The sequence below is a fragment of the Sandaracinaceae bacterium genome (assembly GCA_020633055.1).
In the GTDB taxonomy this organism is placed as follows: Bacteria; Myxococcota_A; Polyangia; order Polyangiales; family Houyiibacteriaceae; genus JADJJE01.
On sequence record JACKEJ010000011.1, the window covers coordinates 431,978 to 452,765 of the forward strand.

The 20,788-nt window shown below is 71.9% G+C and carries 11 protein-coding genes; 2 read left to right on the forward strand and 9 right to left on the reverse strand.

The window, feature by feature from the left end:
• Positions 1–768 carry an SDR family NAD(P)-dependent oxidoreductase gene (locus H6726_26390; protein ID MCB9661205.1) on the forward strand — a complete coding sequence of 256 codons (768 nt, stop codon included), beginning with the start codon at positions 1–3 and terminating at the stop codon, positions 766–768.
• 81 nt (positions 769–849) lie between these two features.
• On the opposite strand, the gene H6726_26395 is transcribed toward H6726_26390, so the two are convergent.
• The 5 genes from H6726_26395 to H6726_26415 form a co-directional block, all read right to left on the reverse strand.
• Positions 850–1,923, reverse strand: coding sequence for a hypothetical protein (locus tag H6726_26395; protein MCB9661206.1), 1,074 nt, complete (start codon positions 1,921–1,923; stop codon positions 850–852).
• 87 nt (positions 1,924–2,010) lie between these two features.
• Complete coding sequence (locus H6726_26400) at positions 2,011–3,825, reverse strand: thioredoxin domain-containing protein (GenBank protein ID MCB9661207.1); 1,815 nt, start codon at positions 3,823–3,825, stop codon at positions 2,011–2,013.
• Positions 3,826–4,002: 177 nt separating this feature from the next.
• Positions 4,003–5,391: a hypothetical protein gene (locus H6726_26405; protein ID MCB9661208.1), complete on the reverse strand. Its 1,389-nt coding sequence runs from the start codon at positions 5,389–5,391 to the stop codon at positions 4,003–4,005.
• Between the two features lie 195 nt (positions 5,392–5,586).
• The gene (locus H6726_26410) at positions 5,587–6,255 is read right to left on the reverse strand and encodes a hypothetical protein (protein MCB9661209.1); all 669 of its coding nucleotides are present in this window, start codon (positions 6,253–6,255) and stop codon (positions 5,587–5,589) included.
• Positions 6,252–7,991 (reverse strand): trypsin-like peptidase domain-containing protein, encoded by a 1,740-nt coding sequence (locus tag H6726_26415; GenBank protein MCB9661210.1) that lies wholly within the window; start codon positions 7,989–7,991, stop codon positions 6,252–6,254. The genes H6726_26410 and H6726_26415 overlap by 4 nt, the downstream gene beginning before the upstream one ends.
• A 381-nt stretch (positions 7,992–8,372) precedes the next feature.
• Between H6726_26415 and H6726_26420 the strand changes: the two genes are divergently transcribed.
• Entirely contained in the window at positions 8,373–10,535 is a 2,163-nt protein-coding gene (locus H6726_26420) for a response regulator (GenBank protein MCB9661211.1), read from the forward strand.
• Here the strand turns inward: H6726_26420 and H6726_26425 are convergent.
• The 4 genes from H6726_26425 to H6726_26440 all read right to left on the reverse strand — a co-directional run.
• A complete protein-coding gene (locus tag H6726_26425; GenBank protein MCB9661212.1) occupies positions 10,491–12,800 on the reverse strand; it encodes an AAA family ATPase in 2,310 nt (769 codons plus the stop codon). The genes H6726_26420 and H6726_26425 overlap by 45 nt on opposite strands.
• Positions 12,797–16,255 (reverse strand): ATP-dependent Clp protease ATP-binding subunit, encoded by a 3,459-nt coding sequence (locus H6726_26430; GenBank protein MCB9661213.1) that lies wholly within the window; start codon positions 16,253–16,255, stop codon positions 12,797–12,799. The genes H6726_26425 and H6726_26430 overlap by 4 nt, the downstream gene beginning before the upstream one ends.
• On the reverse strand, positions 16,252–19,632 hold the full coding sequence (locus H6726_26435) for an ATP-dependent Clp protease ATP-binding subunit (protein MCB9661214.1): 3,381 nt from the start codon (positions 19,630–19,632) through the stop codon (positions 16,252–16,254). The genes H6726_26430 and H6726_26435 overlap by 4 nt, the downstream gene beginning before the upstream one ends.
• A 123-nt stretch (positions 19,633–19,755) precedes the next feature.
• The coding region (locus H6726_26440; GenBank protein MCB9661215.1) for an ASPIC/UnbV domain-containing protein at positions 19,756–20,788 on the reverse strand (1,033 nt) is incomplete at its 5' end.

Below are 20,788 nucleotides of genomic sequence, written 5' to 3' on the forward strand. Positions count from 1 at the left end.
ATGAAACTGGAACGCAAGAAGGTCCTCATCACGGGCGCGTCGTCGGGGCTCGGCCGTGGGCTGGCGGTCGAGCTGGCCCGCGCTGGCAATGATCTCGTCATCACCGCGCGGCGCGAGGAGCTGCTGGCAGAGGTAACGCGCGAGGCGGAGGGGTTCGGCGCGAAGTGCATCGCGGTCGCCGCGGACGCGACCGACGAGGCCGCCGCCGAGGCGGTGGTGAATGCAGGGATCGAAGCGTTCGGCCACCTGGACCTCGCCATCCTCAACGCGGGTGGGGGCACGGCCGGGAGCATGGCCGAGTTCAGCGCGGCGGAGGTGAAGCGCATCATGCGTACCAACTACGACACGATGGTGAACTTCCTGTGCCCGATGATTCAGCACATGAAGGCGCCGGGGCGCGGTGGGGTCATCGCCTACACGGGCTCGCCGGCGGGGACCTTCGGGCTGCCCAAGTCAGGGCCGTACAGCGCGGCCAAAGCGGCCGGGCGGACGCTCTTCGACACGTGCCGCATCGAGCTCGCCGACTCGGGCATTCGCTTCGTGGCGCTGTACCCGGGGTTCACGGACACGCCGGGGCTCGACCCGAACGATGTGCCCGTGAAGGGGCTCATCATCTCGTCCGAGCGCGCCGTGAAGGAGATGATGGGGGCCATCGCGCGCGAGGAGGAGCACTTCATGTTCCCCGCGACCATCCGCACCGCCATCGCGCTCGGTCGCGCGCTGCCGGAGCCCCTGCGCCGCCGCATCCTGGGCTTGGCCGCGGACTGACGCGAACACGCGGACTCGCGCGAGCGGGCGAACCGACGTGAGGGTTCGCGTCGCGCCTTCGCGCGCCTCGCTGGCGGGGCCCTACCGGTGCGGAACGGGCTCGACGAAGACCCCGTCGCGCATGATGGGCACGCTATCGATGTCGACGTCGAGCCCCGGCCCGTTGAGGCAGAACGTGAGGCCCCGGTGGGCCGCCACGCTGGCGCTGCTGCCGCGCTGGCGAGTGTCGACGACGGTCAGGCTGCAACCGACGTCGGTTAGACGTACGCCTGCCCGCTCGATGGACGAGCGAGTGGGCGAGACCAAGCCGAAGCCGAGGGAGCCCAGGCGCAGCCCAGGGAACGCACGCGCGACCCGCCCGAGCCACGCGCTCTCGTCTCCGGACACGGCCCGCAACGCACCAGCGTGGAACTGGAAGCCCGAGGGGGACGCAGGCAACGCGCCCACCGCCTGCGGCGCGAGGATGGACGTGGGTGCAGCCAAGTGCCCCGAGGCGCTCGCGAGCGACACCGCCACGTGCCCCAGTGGATACTCGAAGTCCGCGGGGGCGGCGGGCATCCGCGGCGCGCCTCGGGTGCCTCCGACGAGCAGCTGCAAGGCCGGTCCGCCCTGCCAGCGCACGCTCACGAGCGCGTCGTCGGTCAGGCGCGACAGCAGGTAGCGACCGTATGCGCGCTGCAGGACGGAAGGGGTCAGGAGCCCGTGCGCGAGCAACGCGTCCGGGTCGAAGCGCAGGATGGCGAGGGGCTTGCCACCAGTCTGCACGCGCACGTCGGTCTCGAAGCGGGCCGCCGCCGGACGCCCTTCCCCTCCGAGCAGCACGCAGGCCTGGCAGCGCTCGAGGGCCTCGCGCCAGGCCCGCCGCTCCGACTCGCTGGCCAGGCTGAGCGTGCGGGTGTCCAACACGGACAGGCGCGCGTTGAGTACACGGGCCGCGTCCTCCAACAACCGCTGCGCTTCGGCCAGGCCATCGCCGTGGCTGACGAGGACGAGCAGGCGCTGCCCCGGGGTGAGGCCCATCATGTCGGCCAGCAAGCGCCGCGCGCTGCGCTCTGCCACGCTCGCGTGCGTGATCTGGGAGACCCGCAGCGCCTGTGGCACACGCGGCGCCGCCGTCAGCGATACGGGGGTTTCGCGATGAGGCGTCCGCGCCATGCGGAATCGGTAGCAGCGTGTTTCACAAATGAAAAGCGCGACCTTTCTCGGCGGAAATTTCTCATAAAATCACGCTTCACCTGGATATCAATGTTGCAATGTGGCTGCGAACCCCGCGACGGCCGCGGGCAGCTGCGTAGGCGTCTGGACCGGCAGGGAGCACGCATCATGGCTACAGAGATAGACCGCAGGCGCCCCTGGATAGGGATAGCGACTGTGACCCGGGACGCCCAGCTCCACCAGCCGGTCGGCGCGTTGGAGCGCAAGCGCTGCACGGTGGAGCGCCACGGTCCGCGGGTCGTCCGGCTCGCCCACCACCGAGAGCAGGAAGTATCCGTCGCGGGCTCGCTCGAGGGCGAGCGCGAGGGCTCCCACCTTGCGCCCCTGCCCGGTGATCGTGGGCAACCGGGCGACGTCGCGCAGCGCAGCGAGCGCACCCTCGTGCCGCGCGGTGTCGTCATGTCGCTGGGCCAGCTGCAACATGAGCTCCGCCAGCACAGCGTTCTGCTCCAGGGGCTTCTGGCGCTCGGCGAACACACCGACGGCGCTGGGATCGGGGGTGTGCGCGAAGAACCCCCCGCCCGTCTGGTCCCTCAGCGCGCGCTCGGCGAACGCCACAGTGCGCTCGGCCAGCGCCATGAAGCGCGCCTGACCCGTGGTCTCCGCCACGGTCATCAGGCCCCGCGCCATGTACGCCTGGTCGGCGAGATGCAGTAGGGCCGAGGGTTCGTCGCCCGCTGCATGCGCATAGCCGTCTCCGCGCCGATGCGTGCGCTCTAGGCGCTCGACCGCCGTCACCGCCGACCCGAGCCAGGGACCCTCGGGGTCCACCTGTGCGAGCCGCGCCATCGCGTCGATCAGCATGCCGCTCAGGTTGGCGTACACGTTGGTGTCGGTGCGTGGCAGGCCCAGCGCGCGCCGCTCGGCGTCGGGGAGCGCGTAGTACTCGCCGCCCGGCAGCACACCACGCGTGGTGGGCACGTCGGCGTCTTGGCTGGCGTAGTAGCCCCCCTCGGGCGACTCGAGGAACGCGCGCACATAGGCGGCGACCGAGCGCGCGCGGTCGAGCCACTGCGCGTCACCCGACACACCGTAGGCGCTGACGAAGCACAGGATGGCGCCCGCTTGAACCGCCGCGATCTTCTCGAAGTGTGGGTGCTCCCAGTCGCCCTGCGTGGAGTACTGGTACATGCCCGAGAACACGGGGTCGAGCAGCTGCGCGTACATCTCGGCCGTGTACAGCGCACGCTCCTCCCACACAGGGTCGTCTTCGGTCTGGGCGCGCGCGAACGCATGCAACAGCGGCCCCGCGAACGGGTAGCGCTGCCGACGACCCCAGCCGCCCAGACGCGGCTCGTAGAGGCGCTCGAGCTGGGCGCGGGTGTGGGCGCGGGCCTGCTCGAGGTCGGGCGCGGCCGCTGCGCCCGCCGTGTCGACATCGGCGGCCACCGTCGTGCGCCCGTGCGCGTGATCGTCCGCCGCGCGCACGAGGATGCGCGCGAACACGTCGGGCGGACGGAAGCCCCGCAGCGCGAGGATGGGCTGCGCGTCGGGCGTGAGCAGCGCCGTGGCAGGCCAGCCGTACGCGGCGTAGCGCTCGGCCAGGTCGGGCCGCGCGTCCGCTTCGACGCGGATGACGACGTAGTGCTCGGCCAACAACGACAGCACGCGCGGGTCCGAGAAGGTCTCGCGGTTCATCACGTGGCACCAGTGGCACCAGCCAGCCTGCACACTCACGAGAATGAGCCGACCCTGCTCGCGCGCTTCCGCGAAGGCCGCAGGGGTCCACTCCCGAAAGTCGGGCGCGGCGCCGTGTGCGTCTTGCGCGGTGTGCCGCGCGCCCTCCGCCGGACCGTGAGCGCAGGAGGGCGCGGCGCATGCCAGCGCCAGCGAAAGTGTCACCCGTGCCCACCCAGGTCGCATGCCCGAAAGGATGGCACACGACCACGGCGTCAGCGACACCGCAGGTGCCCGCCGGTCACATCTCCCCTACGGAACAGCCCACATTCGCAGACCGGCGCGGTGGCGTTCACCGGCGGCGCTTCGTCGCACACATGAGACCGGTTCGCGTGGCGTCCCTCAGCGTTGGCACACGAGGTTGGCGGCGCGCACGCTGCGACCCTCCGCTTCGTACTGCGACCAGGTGACGACGGCCCTGCCTTCGTACGCGTCGGCGTGCACGGTGCTGGACTCGAAGTCGCCCCGGGTCACCGCGAAGCGATCGCCGATGCGCGCGCCCTCTACGTCCAACACGGCACCGAAGATGCGGGTGGTCGTGCCGAGGCCCTCCGACCACAGCAGCACGTGCACGCCGCCCAGCGTGACCACGCTCGGGCTGAACACGGCGGGTTCGTCGGGCAGACCGGCGATGGGCACACCCGGTTCCTGGCCACGTACGAGGCGAATACGCGGAGGTGTGCGGCGGCCCTGGCGCTCCTCGATTACCGTGAACGCGGGAACCTCGCGGGCTGGCCAGTCGACGGTCTCCGTGCCTCCTTCGCGTAGACCGCTTTCGCCCATCACCACGCGCGTGGCGCGGGGCGCGCCCTCCGTTCCGTACAGGATCACGGTGCGCTCGGGGAGGTTCTCCACGACCTCGATGCGAAGACCCCGCTGGGCTGCGCCGCTCGGCTCGTTCGCGACCAGGCGAAGATGAGGGCGCTCCTCGGGCGGCTGAGAGAGACGGATGCGCTGGCCGAAGACGCCGAGCCGCCCGTTGCCGGTGTCGTCCAGGTCCGCGACCAGGTAGGCGACGTCGCCGTCGACGGCCAAGTCCACCCCGAGCCCCGCGCGTTCGGTGTGTGACGCGCCCATGAAGAACGTGCGCCCGCCAAACGCCCCGGGCGGGGTGACGGCATGGCAGTCACAGCCCTCGGTGGGGTCTGGGCTGCAACCGCAGCCGAGGAACACTGGCACGCCCGACACGCGCTCGAGGCGGCCGCGCTGCGCGAGGCGGCCCGTGGTGTCTTCTGCGGACACGCCGCACTCGCGCACGGCGCCGGGGACGTCCAGCGCTCCGGGAATGGGCACGGGCACGACGATGCCCTCTGGCGCGCCCTGACAGCGGGCGGGGGCGCGCAACGCTTCGTGCAGCACGACGGCGTGCTGCGTGCCCACCATGACCTGCGGCGCGCGCCGCCCCATCACGACGATGGTGCCGCCCGGCGGTTCGAGGCGGCAACGCACCGACCCGGTCTCGGGTGTCACGGGTGCGGCAGCGGCCGTGGGTACACCCGGACCCGGCGCAGGGGTCACCCCAGTGGGCGGAGCAGGCGCGGGTGCAGCCGCGGCGCGCGCTGGCGCCTGGGCCGAGGCCGGCGTGGCCTCGACGCCTCCGGCAGCGTCGCTCCCGCCTCCGGAGCACCCCATCAGCGCGCTCGCGCACGGGAGCGCGCACAGCGCCAAGGCGCGCACCGCCCCCAACACCAGCGTCGCGCGTCCCGTCGTCCTGCTGTCTTCGTTCCTCATCGCCTCTCCCGACCCACGCGGGTCCACGTGCGCACCTCGCGCTTCCGCGCAGGGTACGCACACCCTGTGGCAATCTTCCATCATGGACGCCCTGGCTCGCCTCGGTCCGCGCACAGCGCTCCAATGAGTACCCCGAAGGCGTCCGGCGCGTTTCCAGGACCGCGACGAAGGCTGGCCACGGTCGACGTCAGCGGGTCACTCGCCCGTCACACTGGGCCCGAGCTGAATGCTCGCGAGGAAAGTCTGGAAGTCCGCAAGTCCGGCCTCGAAGTCCGCGCCGCGGTTCACATAGCTCGCCATGACCAGGACCGGCACCACGCGCCAGCTCCGGACCCGCTCCTCTCTGTAGTTGGCGCGCACGAACACGAAGGCACCGCGCGCCGCCCCATCGCCCGAGCCACCCTCGAGGAGCACCATGTGCCCCGCGTGCCCGCCGAGCGCGACCGGTGTCTCGCCGACGACGTGGATGTCGCGGATGCCAACCTGGAACTTGTCGCTCGCCGCGCTCGTGCCGCTGGCCGCGTCGCGCGCCATGCCCCCCAGATCCTGGTCGCGCGTGGCGATGTCCAGGGGGAGGACGTCCATCGCGATGCGTCCAGCGTTGACGCGGTGGCGCAACGCGAGTCCCCCGCGGCGACCGAACCGACTGACGCGGTACTGCCGTCGAACGGGACGCTCGTCGGCGTTCAGCTGCCAGCCGTCCACGAGCCAGTCGCGGGAGATCAAGCGCCCGTCGTCGGAGGGCCGGACCGACACGGGGAACTGTCGGTCCTGGTATCCACCTGCGAACGTGAAGGGGTTGCTGCTCGCGCAGCCCGCGAGGACCAGCGCGCCGAGTGTTCCGAGGAGTGTCAGTCGATTCATCGGGCACCTACGAGGTGGATCGCCACGTTGAACATGATCGTGTACAGGTTCGAGTTGTTGCCGGTCGGGATGCCAAACAAGCCCCGCAGCGAGAGCTCCGCGTGTTGGAGCTGGACGCCAGCCTCGAGGCCGGGCTGAACGACGCGAAAGCGGGCGCTCTCCGTGTCGCCGCGATAGTCGGTCGCGCTGAAGCGCTGGGCGCCAATCCGGAACGCCGGGGCCGCGAAGAAGCCGTAGCCGCCGGGATGAATCCGGCCCAGCAAGGTCAGACCACCGCCGTGCCCCGTGACTTCTTCGCCCAAGCTGTCCCACCCACCCGGCGTGGAGTCTTCTCCGGTGGCCAACTGGAACGCTCCGAGGTAGTCGAGTTCCGCGACGAACGAGAACCCCTGCGAGGGCGTCAGCCGAATCTCGGCGAACACGCGAAACGCAGGGCCGGGCGGGAGCGGGCGGAGGCCGTAATGGTAGTCGGTATCGCGGCCACCGAGGAAGCCCCCGGTGCCGACGCCGAAGCCCACCAGCAGCGCCCACGTCGGACGGGCGCGCCAATGCCAGTTCTCCGCCGGGACCTCGGGCAGCGGCACCGCGCTCGCCACGGGAAAGGCGTCCGCGAAGGGCCGGAGAGCCTCGGAGGCCACCATCACGGCGGCGCCACCGGACGTGGCGCGCACGAACGGCGACCGGTCGGCCACCGTCGGGTCGGCCTCGGCGGCCGCCTGCAACAGCGCCCTTGCCTGCTGGAGCAGCTCGTCGGCGAGCGCACGCGTGGCGCCCTCCGGCATGCTACTGGGCGACACGTGCTGGCCGGCGCGGTGCATCAGCATCTGCGCGGCGTCCCACAAGAACGCGGCCACGAAGACCTTCATGTCGGCCGAGAGTCCCGGCACGTCGAGCGCGCGAATCTGTTGGATGGTGGCGGTGTCCGTAGTGCCCTCGGTCACGTCCGAGGCCTCGCGCAGGATGCGCATCAGCCCTACGCGCGAGAGCGTGTCGATGACGTGCGCAGCCTGCTGGGCATCGGTCGGCAGCACCGGCACGCGACCGTCGCGCACGCGCTGGCGCGCTTCGCGGAGGGCGTCGTGAAGGGTGGCGAGCGGGACGGCGACGGCCAGCCCGGCCACGCCGCTGGTGACGTCGCCACGGGACACCACCATGCCGACGACGCGGTCGGACTCGTCGATGACGGGGCCGCCGGAGTTGCCCGGGTTCACGTCCATGTCCAGCTGCACCCCGCCGTCGTCGCGGAGGCCGCCGACGATGCCGCGAGAAGACTGCGCTTGGCGCCGGCTGGCATCGAGGGGGTAGCCCACCGCGAAGACGTTCTGCCGCGTGCGGAGCGTGTGTTCGGGGGGCTGAAGCTCGAGCGGCGGCACGTCGCCCGCGATCTCCAGCACCGCAACGTCGCGCTCCTCGTCGCGGTAGACCACGCGCGCGGGGAAGTACGCGCCCTCGCCGGGGAGGCGCACGACCACGTAGAGCGCATTGGCGACGACGTGCGCTGCGGTCAAGATCAGGCGATCGCCGCCCGTGACGGCGAAGCCGCTGCCGTGCCCCATGTTCGGGATGGCCACCAAGCGGGTGCCCCGCGGCGTCTGCACCTCTTCGGTGCCGACGTTCTCCACGGCGAAGACACGCACGGTGGCGGCGTCCACGGCGCTGAACTGGATCGCGCCCTGCGCCTCTACCCGAGACGCGCTGAACGCGAAGGACACCACGATGCTGAAGATGGTGGTCACCCCTGACGTGACCGAGACCCTACGAACCAATGCTGGACTCACTCGACCTCCTGCGGAGGATGGCGAGTTAGACACGAACGCACCGGGTACACCAGCCGACCGCGCCGCATCCGGCCCCCCCCCGCTTGGCCATCCTTGCGTAGCCCGTCCGAGACGGTGCGCGCCACGAGAAATCGCGCTCGAGTCGGTTTGCCATGGCTGCCGCACGTCCGCCCTCACCGCGCGGCGTGGACCAGCCGATCCACCGTGAACGACTCGAGCCTGAATGCGCAGACATCCGCCGAGGCGATGAACGGACACGCGAGAGGCCGTCTCCGTTGCGCCGCGCTGTGTTCTTCGATCCACTTCGGTCGCCAGACGGGCTAGGCTGGCCCCTTCGTCATGACCGAATCGACGGACGGCACACGTTCTTCGCCGCGACGCCGTTCTCGGTCGTGGCTGCAGCCGCCCGAGCTCGGCGCACGGGAACCCAACGCGCGCGCCCGCCTGCTGCACGCCATCCTGTGGATCACCATCGTGGGATCCGCGACGGCCGCGATCGTCTATCCATTCTTCTACGAGCGCTGGGTCGAAGCGATCGTCGTCAACTCGGTGTCGGTCGTGGTGACCCTGCCCATCCTCGTGATGCTGGTGCGTGGTCGGGTCGAGCTCGCGTCGCGGATCTTCAGCTGGCTCGCGATCGCGATCGTGATCTCGTCGGTGGTCAACTCAGGCGGCATCACGAGCCCCGCGCTGCTGGTCATGCCCACGGCCATCCTCGTCGCGGGCTTCCTCGGCGGTCCTCGCGCCGCGCTGTCGAGCAGCGTCGTGCTCGTGCTGGCGCTCCTCGTCATCGCCTTCCTCGAGCGCCGGGGCGTGATCGTCCCACCGGCGCAAGGGTTCACGCAGCTCGAGATGTGGATGAGCTTCGCGACCAGCCTCATCGCCACGGGTGGCGTCGTGTACGCCTCCGTGCAGGCGCTGCGCTCGACGATCGAAGAAGCGGAGGCCAGCGAGGCCCGCCTCGCCGAGCTCGTCGATCAGAGCCCGGACGGAATCGTCGTGACGTCCGTCGAAGGCACGATCCTCCGCGCGAACCCGGCCGCCGTCGGCATGCTGCGCGCGTCGGCCGACGTGGTCGGTCGGTCGATCCTCGACCTCCCCGGGTACGACGCCGTAGGGCTCGACACGCTCACGACGCGGATCGCCGGCCGCGTGTTCGGCGAGTCGGACTTCCCGCTCGTAGTCGACGACGGGCGGCGGGCGACGTCCCTCCGCGTTCGTGTCACGAAGGTGGTGACCCACGACCACCAGACGCGCATCCAGCTGACGTTGCGCGACGACACCGCGCGCGCGCTCGCGGAGGCCGAGCGTCGTCGGCTCGAGACCGAGCTCGTGCAGTCGCAGAAGCTCCAGGTCGTCGGTCAGCTGGCGGGCGGAGTGGCGCACGACTTCAACAATTACCTGACCATCATCCGCACGTGCTCCGACGCGCTGCGAAAAGGGCGGGGGTCCGCGGCGCAGCAGGAACAACTGGTGCTCGCCATCGGAGAGGCAGCCGACAGGTCCGCGGATCTCACGCGGCAGCTCCTCGCGCTCAGCCGGAAGCACGTCGTCCAGCCGCGCGCGTTTGATCTGAGTCAGCTCGTGCGAGCCAACGAGCGCATGGTCCGCCACGCAGTGGGCCCGCGGATCGACCTCTCGCTCGTCTACGACGAGGATCCCGTACCCGTGTACGCCGACCCATCCCAGCTCGAGGTCGCGCTCCTCAACCTCGTGGTGAACGCACGAGACGCCATGAACGAAGGCGGTGCGCTGGCGATCGAGGTGGGCGTGGCGCACATCGACGAGGAGCACGCGCGGCGACACGGTGGGCTCGCAGTTGGCGCGTGCGCCATCGTCCGCGTCGTCGACGACGGGGTCGGCATGGACGCCGAGACCCTCGCACGCGCACGTGAGCCATTCTTTTCGACGAAGGGCAGCCGCGGCACCGGCCTCGGTCTGTCCACGGTCGAGGCCATCGTCCAGCAGGTCGAGGGCGTCTTCGAGATCGAGAGCGTCACTGGTCGCGGCACGCGGGCGTCGATCTTTCTCCGCCTCGCCGAGCGGGCTGAGCCGATCTCCAGTCGTCAGTCGCTCGAGCCGCTCCAGGAGGGCTCGGAGCGGGTCCTGCTCGTCGAGGACCAGCCCGGGCTCCGGGCCGTGACCGAGACCATCCTCACGCAGCACGGATACCGCGTGACCTCGTGCGAGTCCGCCGAGCTCGCGATGGAAGCGCTCTCGACGGCAGAGTCGGACTTCGACGTCGTACTGACGGACGTCCGGCTCCCCGGGATGGACGGGTTCGAACTCGCGGTTCGGCTCTGGTCCACGCACCCGGCGCTGCCGGTGCTGCTCGTCTCTGGCTTCACCGACGCGAGCGAGCGGCAGTCGCACGTGGAGAATGCGCGCTTTCTCGCGAAGCCGTACACCGCGAGTCGTCTGCTCGCCGAGCTCCGCGCGACCATGGGCCGTGCGCGCTCACAGCTGGACGGCGATCACCTGGCCGCGAACCGGCAGAGGTGACTCGCCCTCGCAGACCACCGCGAAGGTGACGCCCTCCATCGTCGGGGCCTCGGCCAGGCGCACGGCGATGGGCGTGACCACGCGCTCTTCGATGACCCGCTGGAGCGGTCGTGCACCGCGCCGTTCGTCGTAGCCCAGCTCGGCCAGCCGGTCGCGGGCGCGGGACGAGACCTGCAGCTCGGCGGCGCGCGAAACGAAGCCCTCTCGCTGGCGCACTTTGGCGATCTCGAGGTCCACGATGCGGCGCACGTCATCCGGCTGCAGGTGGCGGAACGACACCACGTGGTCCAGGCGGTTCCAGAACTCGGGGCGGAAGTGGTCGCGCACACCGCGCGCGAAGTCGTTGTCGCGCTCCCGCGCGAACCCGGGTGCGGCGCGCTCGCTGACGCCGAGGTTGCTGGTCATGACCACGATGGTCATGCGGAAGTCCACCAGGCTGCCGCGTGAGTCGGTCAGGCGCCCCTCGCCCAGCAGCCCGAGGAGGAGGTCGAAGGTCTCCCGATGGGCCTTCTCGATCTCGTCGAAGAGCACCACACACAGCGGCTGGGCGCGCACGCGCTGCGCCAGGCTGGTCACGCCCTCCCCCACCTCGAGCAGGCGCTGGGCCGCGCCGCGCACCATGTACTCGCTCATGTCCACGCGGATCAGGCGCTTGGCGTCGCCGAACAGGTAGCGCGCCAGCTGCTTGGCGAGCTCGGTCTTGCCCACGCCCGTCGGGCCCACGAAGAACAGGCTGCCGAGGGGCTTGTCGGGGTCGTGCACACCCGCCTTGAACGGCACCACCACGCGCGCGCACGCCTCGCACGCGGAGTCCTGTCCGATGACCCCCGCGCTGAGGGCCTGCGCGACGTCGCGCGTGGTGACGGGGTGCTCGTCGGCGATCACCGTGATGGGCAGCCCGCTGTAGCGGGAGTAGGCCACACTCACGTCGGCCGGGTAGAGCAGCGCTGGGCGCGCATCGTCCGCGTCGAGCCAGTCGAGGAAGTGCACGGCCTTGCCCGGGAAGCGCTGGTCGCGCCGGAAGGCCGAGAGGTGATGCACGACGCGCTCCACGGCGTCGGGGTGGATGACGGCGCCAGGCCGCCCCTCGCGCTGCGCCGAACGACCGCTGCGCTGCAGCACCAGACGCGCTACCGAAGCGCGGGGCATCTCGGGCAGCTCGACGACGTCCATGGCGTCAAGCAGCGTTGCCGCATGGCGCCGCGCCCACTCGCGCTCGCTGGGCGTGCACTCGGCGATGATGGGCAGCGACGAAGAGAGCACCGCGGGCGCGAACAGGTCCCCCACGGACGAGCCTGCGGAGCGCTCCTTGAGGAACGAGGCCAGGCCCCCGACGTAGAGGAAGTCGCGCTCGTCGGTCAGCTCGTCGATCAGCTCGAGGCAGCGCTCCTGCCACTGGCCGAGGTAGATCATCCCCGCGATCAAGCGGTCGGCCGAGGTGGCCCACAGACGCGGGACGTGCCGGCTCTGCGCGCGCCGCTTGCGCAGCAGCTCGCGGGCGAAGGCCTGCACCAGCGTGGTCTTGCCCACGCCGGGTTCGCCCACGACCAGCACCGAGGGCAGCGGGCGCTCGTCCACCAGCGCCATCAGTTCGGAGAGCACTCCCTGGGACGCGGTCCGACGCGGCAGGCGCCCCTCGGCGCTGCGCTGCACCCACTCCTCGCTCACCGCGCTCGCCACCGGGAAGTCGAGCCGCAGCTGCTCGGCGGCAGACAGACCCTTCGCGGCAGCACGGCTGCGCGCGAACTCACCGGGCTCGAAGACCTCGACGCTGTCGGCCGCCTGCTGGTCGAAGTCGTACACCCAGCTCTGCTGACCGCCCATCAGCGCGGCACCGATGGCCGTGCGCAGCGCGTCGGGCGCCAGCTCCAGCTCCTCCAGCAGGATCCACCAGCCGAAGCGCGGGAGCATGACGCGGTAGCCCCCCGTGGGCAGCTTCGACCACGCGTAGGAGACGCGCAGCGGGATGGTGCGCGCCCCAACGACCGCCTGCTTGTCCACCAAGCTGGCTGGGCGCACCACGACGCGCGCCACCCCCACCTCGAACATCTCGGTGAACAGGTAGGCCTCGAGGGCCTCGCTGCCCGTCGCCAAGCGCTCGGTGAGTTCTTGCTCGATCAGCCCCAGCACCTCCTCGCGCGAGAAGCCGTAGGCCGACGGCGGCGGCGCGTCGAACGGACCGGCGCGCAGGCGCATCAGGTAGCCCGACCAGTGCCCCTCGGGGTGCGCCACCAGGTAGACCCGCAGCGTGGGCTTGCCGCTCATGCGTCCTCCGGCAGGCGCTCGCTGGCCCGCAGCGCCCAGTAGTGCGGCAGCACGTCCGCCAGGCGGCGACACTGGTGCGTGCCCGACGTGCCCAGGCGGAAGTCCTCGATCTCGATCGGCGCCAGCTCACCCGGGCGCAGCGGCGGGTCGAAGCGCACGCGTCGCACACACGGCAGGAGGCCGTCCGGGTCGGGCGGGAGGGGCTCCTCGCCCCGCTCGAGGGCGTCCTCGAAGCGCGCCCGCGCCTGGTCGGCCTCCTCGATCACACACAGCGGCGCGAGATCGTCCGTGTCGGGCAGCACGCGCACGCGCACCACCTCGGAGCCGCTGAGCATGGAGGTGCGCACATGACAGCCCTCCTCGCCGGCGAAGAAGTCGGTCACGCCGAGCCCCACGAACTTGAGCACCACGCGCGCGGCGCCATGGTTCTCGGGCAGGCCCAGCTTGTCGAGGTCCTCGAAGGCCAGCTCGCGCCGTGTGCCGTCGGACATCGCGAGCGCTGCGGCCACCAGCACACCGCGCCCAGCACGATAGGCCTCGATCAGCCATCCGAACAGGTCCTGGTCGCGCGCCGTAACGCGGCGGCGGCGCCCCTGCCCCACGCGCAGCAGCTCCACCAGGGCGCTGTGCTGCGCGGCATCGTGCGCAGCGCGTGTGGCCCGCTCCAGGAACCAGGTCTCGGCCAGCGCCAGCAGCGTGTCCTTGCGCGAGAGACGCGGGGCGTCGGGCAGCACGTAGCGCGGGTGCAGCAGGCGCACGCGTCGCCCCCAGTCCGTGTTCGACTCGCGGTAGGTCTCGAGCGCCAGCTCCTGCAGGCCCTCTTCCATCCAGTCGTCGTGTCGCACCCAGGCCTCGAGGCGGTCGCGGAACGCGAGCAGCTCGCCGCGCACCAGCTCGGCGCGGTGCACGTGGTCGGCGGAGCCCTGTTCGCCCTCGGTGGCCTCGGGCAAGTGACGTCGCAGCTCGCTCACGGCCTGCTCCACGAGCGGTCCGTCGAGCAGACCATCGATGATGCGCAGCGCGTCGGGGAGCTCCTCCACCAGCTCGTGGGGACCGCGCTGGAGCAACGGCAGGAGGCGCAGCTCACCGCCGCTGGGCTCGGCCTCACGCAGGGTATCCACGTGCAAGCGGTACTCTCCCGCCGCGTCGTACACACGCACGATGCGCATCTCGGCGCGCGTGTGCCCCGCCACTTCCTCGGCCAGCACGTGCCCGATGTTCTGCTCGAGATAGCGCTTGAGCGAGCGGGCGCCCAGCTGCGGGTCGAACGCCTCGCGCACCATGCGCTCGGTGGCGCTCTGCGTCGCGAACACGAACACCTGCCGCTCGAGCAGGCCGCGTCGCGCCAGGAGCTGCGCCAGCTCCTTCTCGGCCACGCTCGCCGCGACGTCCACGTCGAAGGGGTGGAAACGCACCACGCGGTCGATGCGGTTGTAGAGCTCGGGCGGGAAGAAGTCCTTCACCTCGCGCGCGACGCCCTCGCTCGAGCTACGGCTGCCCCCGAAGCCCACCTGCGGACGCGGCTCGGCGCCCAGGTTGGACGTCATCAGGATGACCGCGTGTGTGAAGTCGGCTTCGTTGCCTTCGGCGTCCGAGAGGCGCCCCTCGTCCAGCAGCTGGAGCAGCAGGTAGTGCACGCTGGGGTGCGCCTTCTCGATCTCGTCGAAGAGCACCACCGAGAACGGCGTCTGCCGCACCGCCTCGGTCAGCGCGCCGCGCGGGCGGAAGCGGTCCCCCATCAGACGCGCCGGCGCGTCGGGCGCGTTGTATTCGCCCATGTCGAAGCGCAGCAGGCGCCCACGGCTGCCGTAGAGGTAGTCGGACAGGGCCTTGGCCAGCTCGGTCTTGCCCGTGCCCGTCGGCCCCGTGAACAGGTACGTGGCGTAGGGGCGCGCCGGGTCCGTCAGCCCGGCGTGGATGCGCATGACCACGTCCACCACGGCGTTCACGGCCTCGCGCTGCCCCACCACGCGATCCTCGAGGCGCACCTGCACGGCCCCGGGGACGAGCGGCTCCGTCGGGCGCAGCAGCTCGGACGGTAGCCCCGTGCGCTCGCTGACCATGTCCACCACGGAGTCCTCGTCGATGACCCCACCCCCGTCGGCGTAGCGCGGCAGGCGGCTCATCCAGCTGAGCGCGGCCCCGGGCAGCGCCGTCCCGTGGAAGAGCGTCTGGGCCAGCTCGAGCAGCGTGCGGAAGGCGGGCGGGTGGAAGCGTGTGGTGGTCGACGCCTCGATCTCGCGCGCCCGCTCGAGCATCATGCCCAGCGTCTCGCGCGGGCTCGAGGCGGGCACGCGCACCTCGGCGAACAAGTCGGCGAAGGCGGGCGCGTCCTCGCGCAGCTTGTCCCACTGCGCGGGGGTGGCCTCGCCCATCACGCACAGCTCGCCGCGGGCGATGGGGCCACGCAAGAGGTCCGCGACGGCGCGCGTGCTGTCGCGCGACTGACCGAGCTTGCCCATGGTGTGCAGGTCTTCCAGCCACACGATGACGCGGCTGCGCCGCGCGTCGCGCAGGAGCGTGACCACGCGCTCTTCCCACTCGCCCACCCGGCTCATGCCCGCGATGATGCGCTTGCCGCTGAGCGACACCACGTGCGTGACCTGGTCCAGGTTGCCGTGCGCAGGGTAGTCCTCCGCGTCGAGCAGGTCGTACACCAGCTGATGCAGCGCCGTGGTCTTGCCCGCGCCGCTGGGACCGAGGGCCACCAACGGCAGGCGCTGTTGCGCCCCCACCAGGCGCCCGAGCGCGTCGCGCACGACAGGCCGAGGTTGCCCCTTGGGGAGCCGCCCGTCGGCCGCGCGCAGCGTGAGGTCCGTGCCGAGCGTGCCCAGCAGCCCGAGGCCCTTGCGCTTGCCCTCCTCCGCCTTGTTGCCACCACGGCGCGCCGGGTCCTCGTCCAGGTCGTCGAAGGGGCCGCGGCGCCGCTTGAGCCCATCGATCAAGCTGGGGACGCGCGCGCGAAACGCGACGGCACGGATGAGGTCCTGACCGTCGGTCTCGAGCGCCTCGACGAGCTCACCCGTGAGCCCCGCCCACGCGTGCCGAAAGAAGCGCGTGGCCTGCTCGGCCACCGGGGCGTCTCCGTCGAGGGCGAACCACTCGTGCGGGCGCCGTGGGTGGTAGGCCACGTAGAGCAGGGCGTCGGGGCCCCGGTGACGCGGCTCGATGACGACCGGGAAGCGCCCCGAGGTCTTGACGCGCTGCTCACCGCGCAGCGTGAGCTCCAGCTGCGGCCGCTCGAGGCGCAGGCCTTCGCGCAGCGTGAAGCGCGCCAGGTCGCGCGGGGTCTGGGTGAGCAAGATGGCCTGCAGGCGCTCGCGCAGCTGCGACTCGAGCTTGATGGGGCTCTGACCGCGCAGCGTGACGTCGCGCCCCTCCCCGAGACCCAGCGTGTTCCACTCCAGCGTGCCCCCGCCGAGGCGCCGCTGATAGACGGCGATGCTGAAGTTCACGAGGCCCCCTCCACGGACGTCTCGGCTTCGCGGCGCGCGGCCCGGGCGCGCTGGGCGTCGCGCAGCACCGTGCCGACGATGCGGTCGATGTGCTCCCAGTAGGCGTCCGCCGGCACCTCGAGCTCGCTCTCGCCCACGCGCACGCGCCCCCGCCGCGGGTCGACGACGCGCGCCGCCTGCTCGAGATGAAGCGCACCACGCGGGTCGAAGGGCGCCGGGGTGACGCGGGCCAGCGTGGTCTGCTTGGGGGGCGCCTCCGCGATCACGAACGACACGGAGAAGTGCCGGCGCGGCGGGCCGTCGGCGTCGGCGAGCACCCGATGCAGGCCTCGCTCGGCGTACAGGTAGCTGCCCGAGAGGGGTCCGCTCAGGCTGAGCACCAGCGACAGCGGCGCGCGGGGCTCGCGCTCCACCAGGGCGCGCAGCTCGTCGGGACCGTGGGCGGGGGCGAACGCGTGCGCGCCCCAGTCGCTGGGCGTCTGCGTGACCTCGACGCCGGTCATCGCGCGGGCCGGGAAGCCCCACACGCTCCAGCCGCGCTCCTTGGTCTCCCGCAGCAGGCCCAGCAGCCACGAACCCGCGCCGCAGTGCGCGTCGCGCTCCTGCACGTAGACCGAGGCACGGTCCACCGGCTCGTCCGTCATGCTGGCGCGGACACCCGCGCGCGTGAGCCGGTCGCGCAGCGCCCGGGCCAGGGCGTGGTCGATGTCCGCGGACGTCTCCCCCGCCCAGAGGGAGCCCAGCAGCAGCTCTTCGTAGATGCGGGTCTCCTCGGCGGCCGCCTCCAGCTCCGCGAGCGGCGCCTCCAGGCGTCCGATGTCGCGCGCCACGCTGGCCGAAGAGGCGGTCGCCTGCCGGGAAGAGCGACGCGCCAGCTGCATCGTCAGGAACCGTCGCCGTTGCGTCAGGGCCTCGATGGCGGGCGACACCATCCACGCGTGCGCCTCACGCCGCAGCGCCGAGAACGCGTCGATCACGCTCAGGTCGTGGCGCGCGGCGCCGTGGTCTCCCCGATAGACCTCGATCAGCCACTCGCCAGCACGGTGCGCCACCATGCGCTCGCTCGCGCCGACGCCTTTCGCGGGCTCGCTGTCGTCCTCGAGGCGAATGGACAGCGTGGCGCCCTCCCAGGCCTCGCCCAGCTCGCCGATCACCCGCGCGAGCGGCGCGGCCAGCGACTCGTCGAGAAAACGCCGCATGCCCCGCGCGCCGTAGGCCGGGTCGTGCCCCGCGCTGGCCATGCTCTCGAGCGCGCGTGTGCTGATCCAGAGCGTGGCCCGGGCGTCGCGGAAGCCGCGCCGCTGCGCCAGCTTGCGCACCATCAAGCGCGTGACGGCGCGCATCTGCTCGGTGTCGAGGGACGCGAAGGGCACCACCCGGTCGATGCGGTTCACGAACTCGGGCCTGAAGCGCGCCTCCACCGCCGCGTCGTAGTGCTCGTCGGCAGCCGGCGCCCGCGCACCGAGCCCCAGCGGCGCCCGCGCGCGATGCTGCGCGCCCAGGTTGCTGGTCATGATCAGGATCACGTTGTGGAAGTAGGCCGTGCGCCCGCGCGCGTCGGTCAACCGCCCCTCGCCGCACACCTGCAGCAACAGGTCGAACACGCTCGGGTCGGCCTTCTCGAGCTCGTCCAGCAGCACCACGCCGAAGGGCTTGCGGCGCACCTCGCGCGTGAGCGCCCCCTCGCGCGAGTCGGTGCCGCGGATGAGCCGCTCGGCCGCGCTCGGGTCCGCGTACTCGCTCATGTCGAAGCGGATGATGTGGGCCTCGTCGCCGAACACCTCGGCCGCCAGCGCGCGCGCCAGCTCGGTCTTACCCACACCCGTGGGTCCCACGAACAAGAAGCTGGCCAGCGGCTTCTCGCCGGGCGAGAGGGACGCCTTGAGCACCCCGAGGGTCTCGAGCACGCGCTCCACCGCCGGCTCTTGGCCAATGACGCGCGCCCGCAGCCGGTCGCGTAGGCGGTCGGCGCCGAGCGCCTGCCCTGGGTCCAGCAGGAAGCGCGGCACGCCCGTCACGGCGCTGAACGTGAGGTACGCCTGCTCCGCGTCGATGGAGGTCCCGCCCGAGGGATCCACGCGCCGCGCGGCGGAGACCACCTCCTCGTACAGGCGCAGCGCCTTCCCCGGGAACGCGCGGTAGGGCACGAAGCGCTCCGTCAGCGCCAGGATCACCCGCTCGGTCTCGGGGCCCATCAGCGGCGCGTCTGCGACGTTCCCCGCTCGGCGCGAGTCGTGCTCGACGCGAGCATGGAGCACCGCGGCCGTCTCGTCGCGCGTCATGGCGGGCAGCGAGATGACGTGGAACAGCGCGAGGAAGCTCGGGTCCCGCTGGCGCAGCTCGTCCAACACCTCGCTGGTCAGCTCGCCCACGATGCGCACGCGCCCGTCGTCCACGAAGGGCTTCACCCCGGACGCGAGGTCGACGAAGCCGCCCGCCTTGTCGCCGAAGAGATCGGCCAGGTCGTCGAAGTACAGGATGGCATCGAGCTTCTCGACGGCGGTGAGCACGCGCCGCAGGCGCTCCTGCCACTGGCCCAGCCCGCTCTGCCCGGCGATCAGCTGCGCGCCCGAGGTGGCCCACACCAGGCGCCCTTCCTGCGCGCCCACGCCGCGCAGCCACGCGTCGAACAGCGCGCTCTTGCCGGTGCCCTCCGCGCCCACGAGCACGACGCCGCTGCGCCTGGGCGCGGCCAACAGCGCGCTCAAGCCCGCCAGCTCTTGGCGCCGGCCGACGAAGGGCGCGCTGGGACGATGACCGCCGTGTAGCGCCCGCCCCACGTGGTCGAGCATCTCGCGCGCCGCGCGGCGCTCGGCCTGCTGCGTGAGCCTGCGCGTGAGGTTGGCGACGGCGCCGCGCTGCTGCCCGCGCTCGGCCAGGGTCAGCGTGAGCACCTCGACCTCCACCACGGCCGACGGAAGCAGGTCCAGCCACTGCGCGGGCGTGGGCTCGAGGGCGTGCACCAGGCGCCGCGCCTCGGCGCGGATGGTCTCTTCGAGGGGCTCGTCGTGCTCCACGTGGAAGGCGTGGTTGAGCGGCAGGATGACCGCCCAGTGCGAGCGCCCACGCGGGATGAGCGCGCACGGAAACACCACCTGGTGCTCGCGGCGCAGCGCGTGCGGGAGGTCCTCACGCGCGATGGGCACGTGCACGAGGCGCCCCTCGCACTCCGGCGGCAGGTGCAGCTTGGCGACGTCGGGGGCGGACAGCTCCAGCAGCTGCGCCTCCAGGAACAGGCGCAGCTCCTCGACGCAGTCGTCCCGCAGGCCATACGCCGCCCAGTCGGGGCGCATCACCGGATACGCCACGCAGGCGCCGTTCGTGTCCTCGTGGATCGCGATCAGCGTGCGCAGGCTGCGAGGGAGGACGTCGTCCATGGGGCGCACATCATACGGATCTCGTCGCGCCAGTGGGCGTCGTTGTGCGCACTAGCACGCCGCATGCGGGCCTTCGAACGAGCCAGCGCTTCCCCCAACCCGGATCGTGCTCCAGGGGCCGTGTCACACGCGGCGACGCCGACGCACGCGCAGCGCGGCGAACGCGAGCAGCCCCGCGGCGGTGAGCGCGGTGCGCCACGGGCTCGACGGGTGCGCCTCACGCGACCTGACGGTGCCGAGCGCGCTGACGTCGCAGCCCCCGCCGCCCTGCATCCCGGGTGGCCCCGCGTCGCTCCGTGCCCCCATGTCGCGGGCCATCGCCGCGTCGTCGCCGCCGCCCGTATCCGTCATCGCCGCGTCGCCCGCGTCGTCGACCGCACCATCGACCGACCCGCCGTCGACGGGCGCGCCCGCGTCGGACGGGCCTGCGTCCGGTGGCCCTTGATCCCGCACCCCCGCGTCCATCGGCGCACACGAGGGAGGCACGCCGCACATGTCGGGGACACCATTGCCGTCACAATCGAGGACGAAGCCGAGCCCGATGGCGCAGCTGTCAATCAGCCGGTCCGCGTCGCAGTCCTGCTCCGGATGTGCATCCAGCTGGCACACGTCCGGCTCGTCGTTGCCGTCACAGTCGGGCTGGCACACGTCCGGGAAGCCGTCACCGTCGCAGTCCGCGGCGGGTGGGATCGGCAGCGCCGTGCGTGTCGGTGGCGACGCTGCGGCGCGTGTGAGGGTCACCGTGCCCGCGGCCGCGACCCCCGCGTGCAGGAGCTCGCCCCCGTCCGGGAAGGCCACGTGCACGTCCAGCGTCCCGCCCCCGCCGAAGAAGCCCGCGCCCAGACCGAAGTGCGTGGCGCGTGGTCCGTGCCCGGTGAAGTGTGCGCGGGTGCCCACCTCGCGCACTTGGGTCGGACCAGTCGACGGGGTGATCGTGACGAACGCTCCGATGGCCTCCAGCGCGGGCGCGGAGCCGCGCACGTTGACGTCCACCCAGTCCGTCGCAGCCTGCGCGTCGTTTCGCAGCAGCGCGGGTGGGCCCTCGTGCGGCACCACCAAGAGATCCTGATCGCCGTCGGCGTCGAAGTCGAGCGCCACCACCTCCCGCCCGAGACGCAAGCCGTCCACGCCGACGGCCGCGCTGACGTCTTCCCAA

What these genes read in the sequence shown, in the direction of transcription:
- H6726_26425 (MCB9661212.1), bottom strand. Translation starts at nt 12,800, where the DNA reads ATGAGCGGCAAGCCCACGCTGCGGGTCTACCTGGTGGCGCACCCCGAG.
- H6726_26395 (MCB9661206.1), bottom strand. Translation starts at nt 1,923, where the DNA reads ATGGCGCGGACGCCTCATCGCGAAACCCCCGTATCGCTGACGGCGGCG.
- H6726_26405 (MCB9661208.1), bottom strand. Translation starts at nt 5,391, where the DNA reads ATGAGGAACGAAGACAGCAGGACGACGGGACGCGCGACGCTGGTGTTG.
- H6726_26435 (MCB9661214.1), bottom strand. Translation starts at nt 19,632, where the DNA reads ATGGACGACGTCCTCCCTCGCAGCCTGCGCACGCTGATCGCGATCCAC.
- H6726_26420 (MCB9661211.1), top strand. Translation starts at nt 8,373, where the DNA reads ATGACCGAATCGACGGACGGCACACGTTCTTCGCCGCGACGCCGTTCT.
- H6726_26410 (MCB9661209.1), bottom strand. Translation starts at nt 6,255, where the DNA reads ATGAATCGACTGACACTCCTCGGAACACTCGGCGCGCTGGTCCTCGCG.
- H6726_26390 (MCB9661205.1), top strand. Translation starts at nt 1, where the DNA reads ATGAAACTGGAACGCAAGAAGGTCCTCATCACGGGCGCGTCGTCGGGG.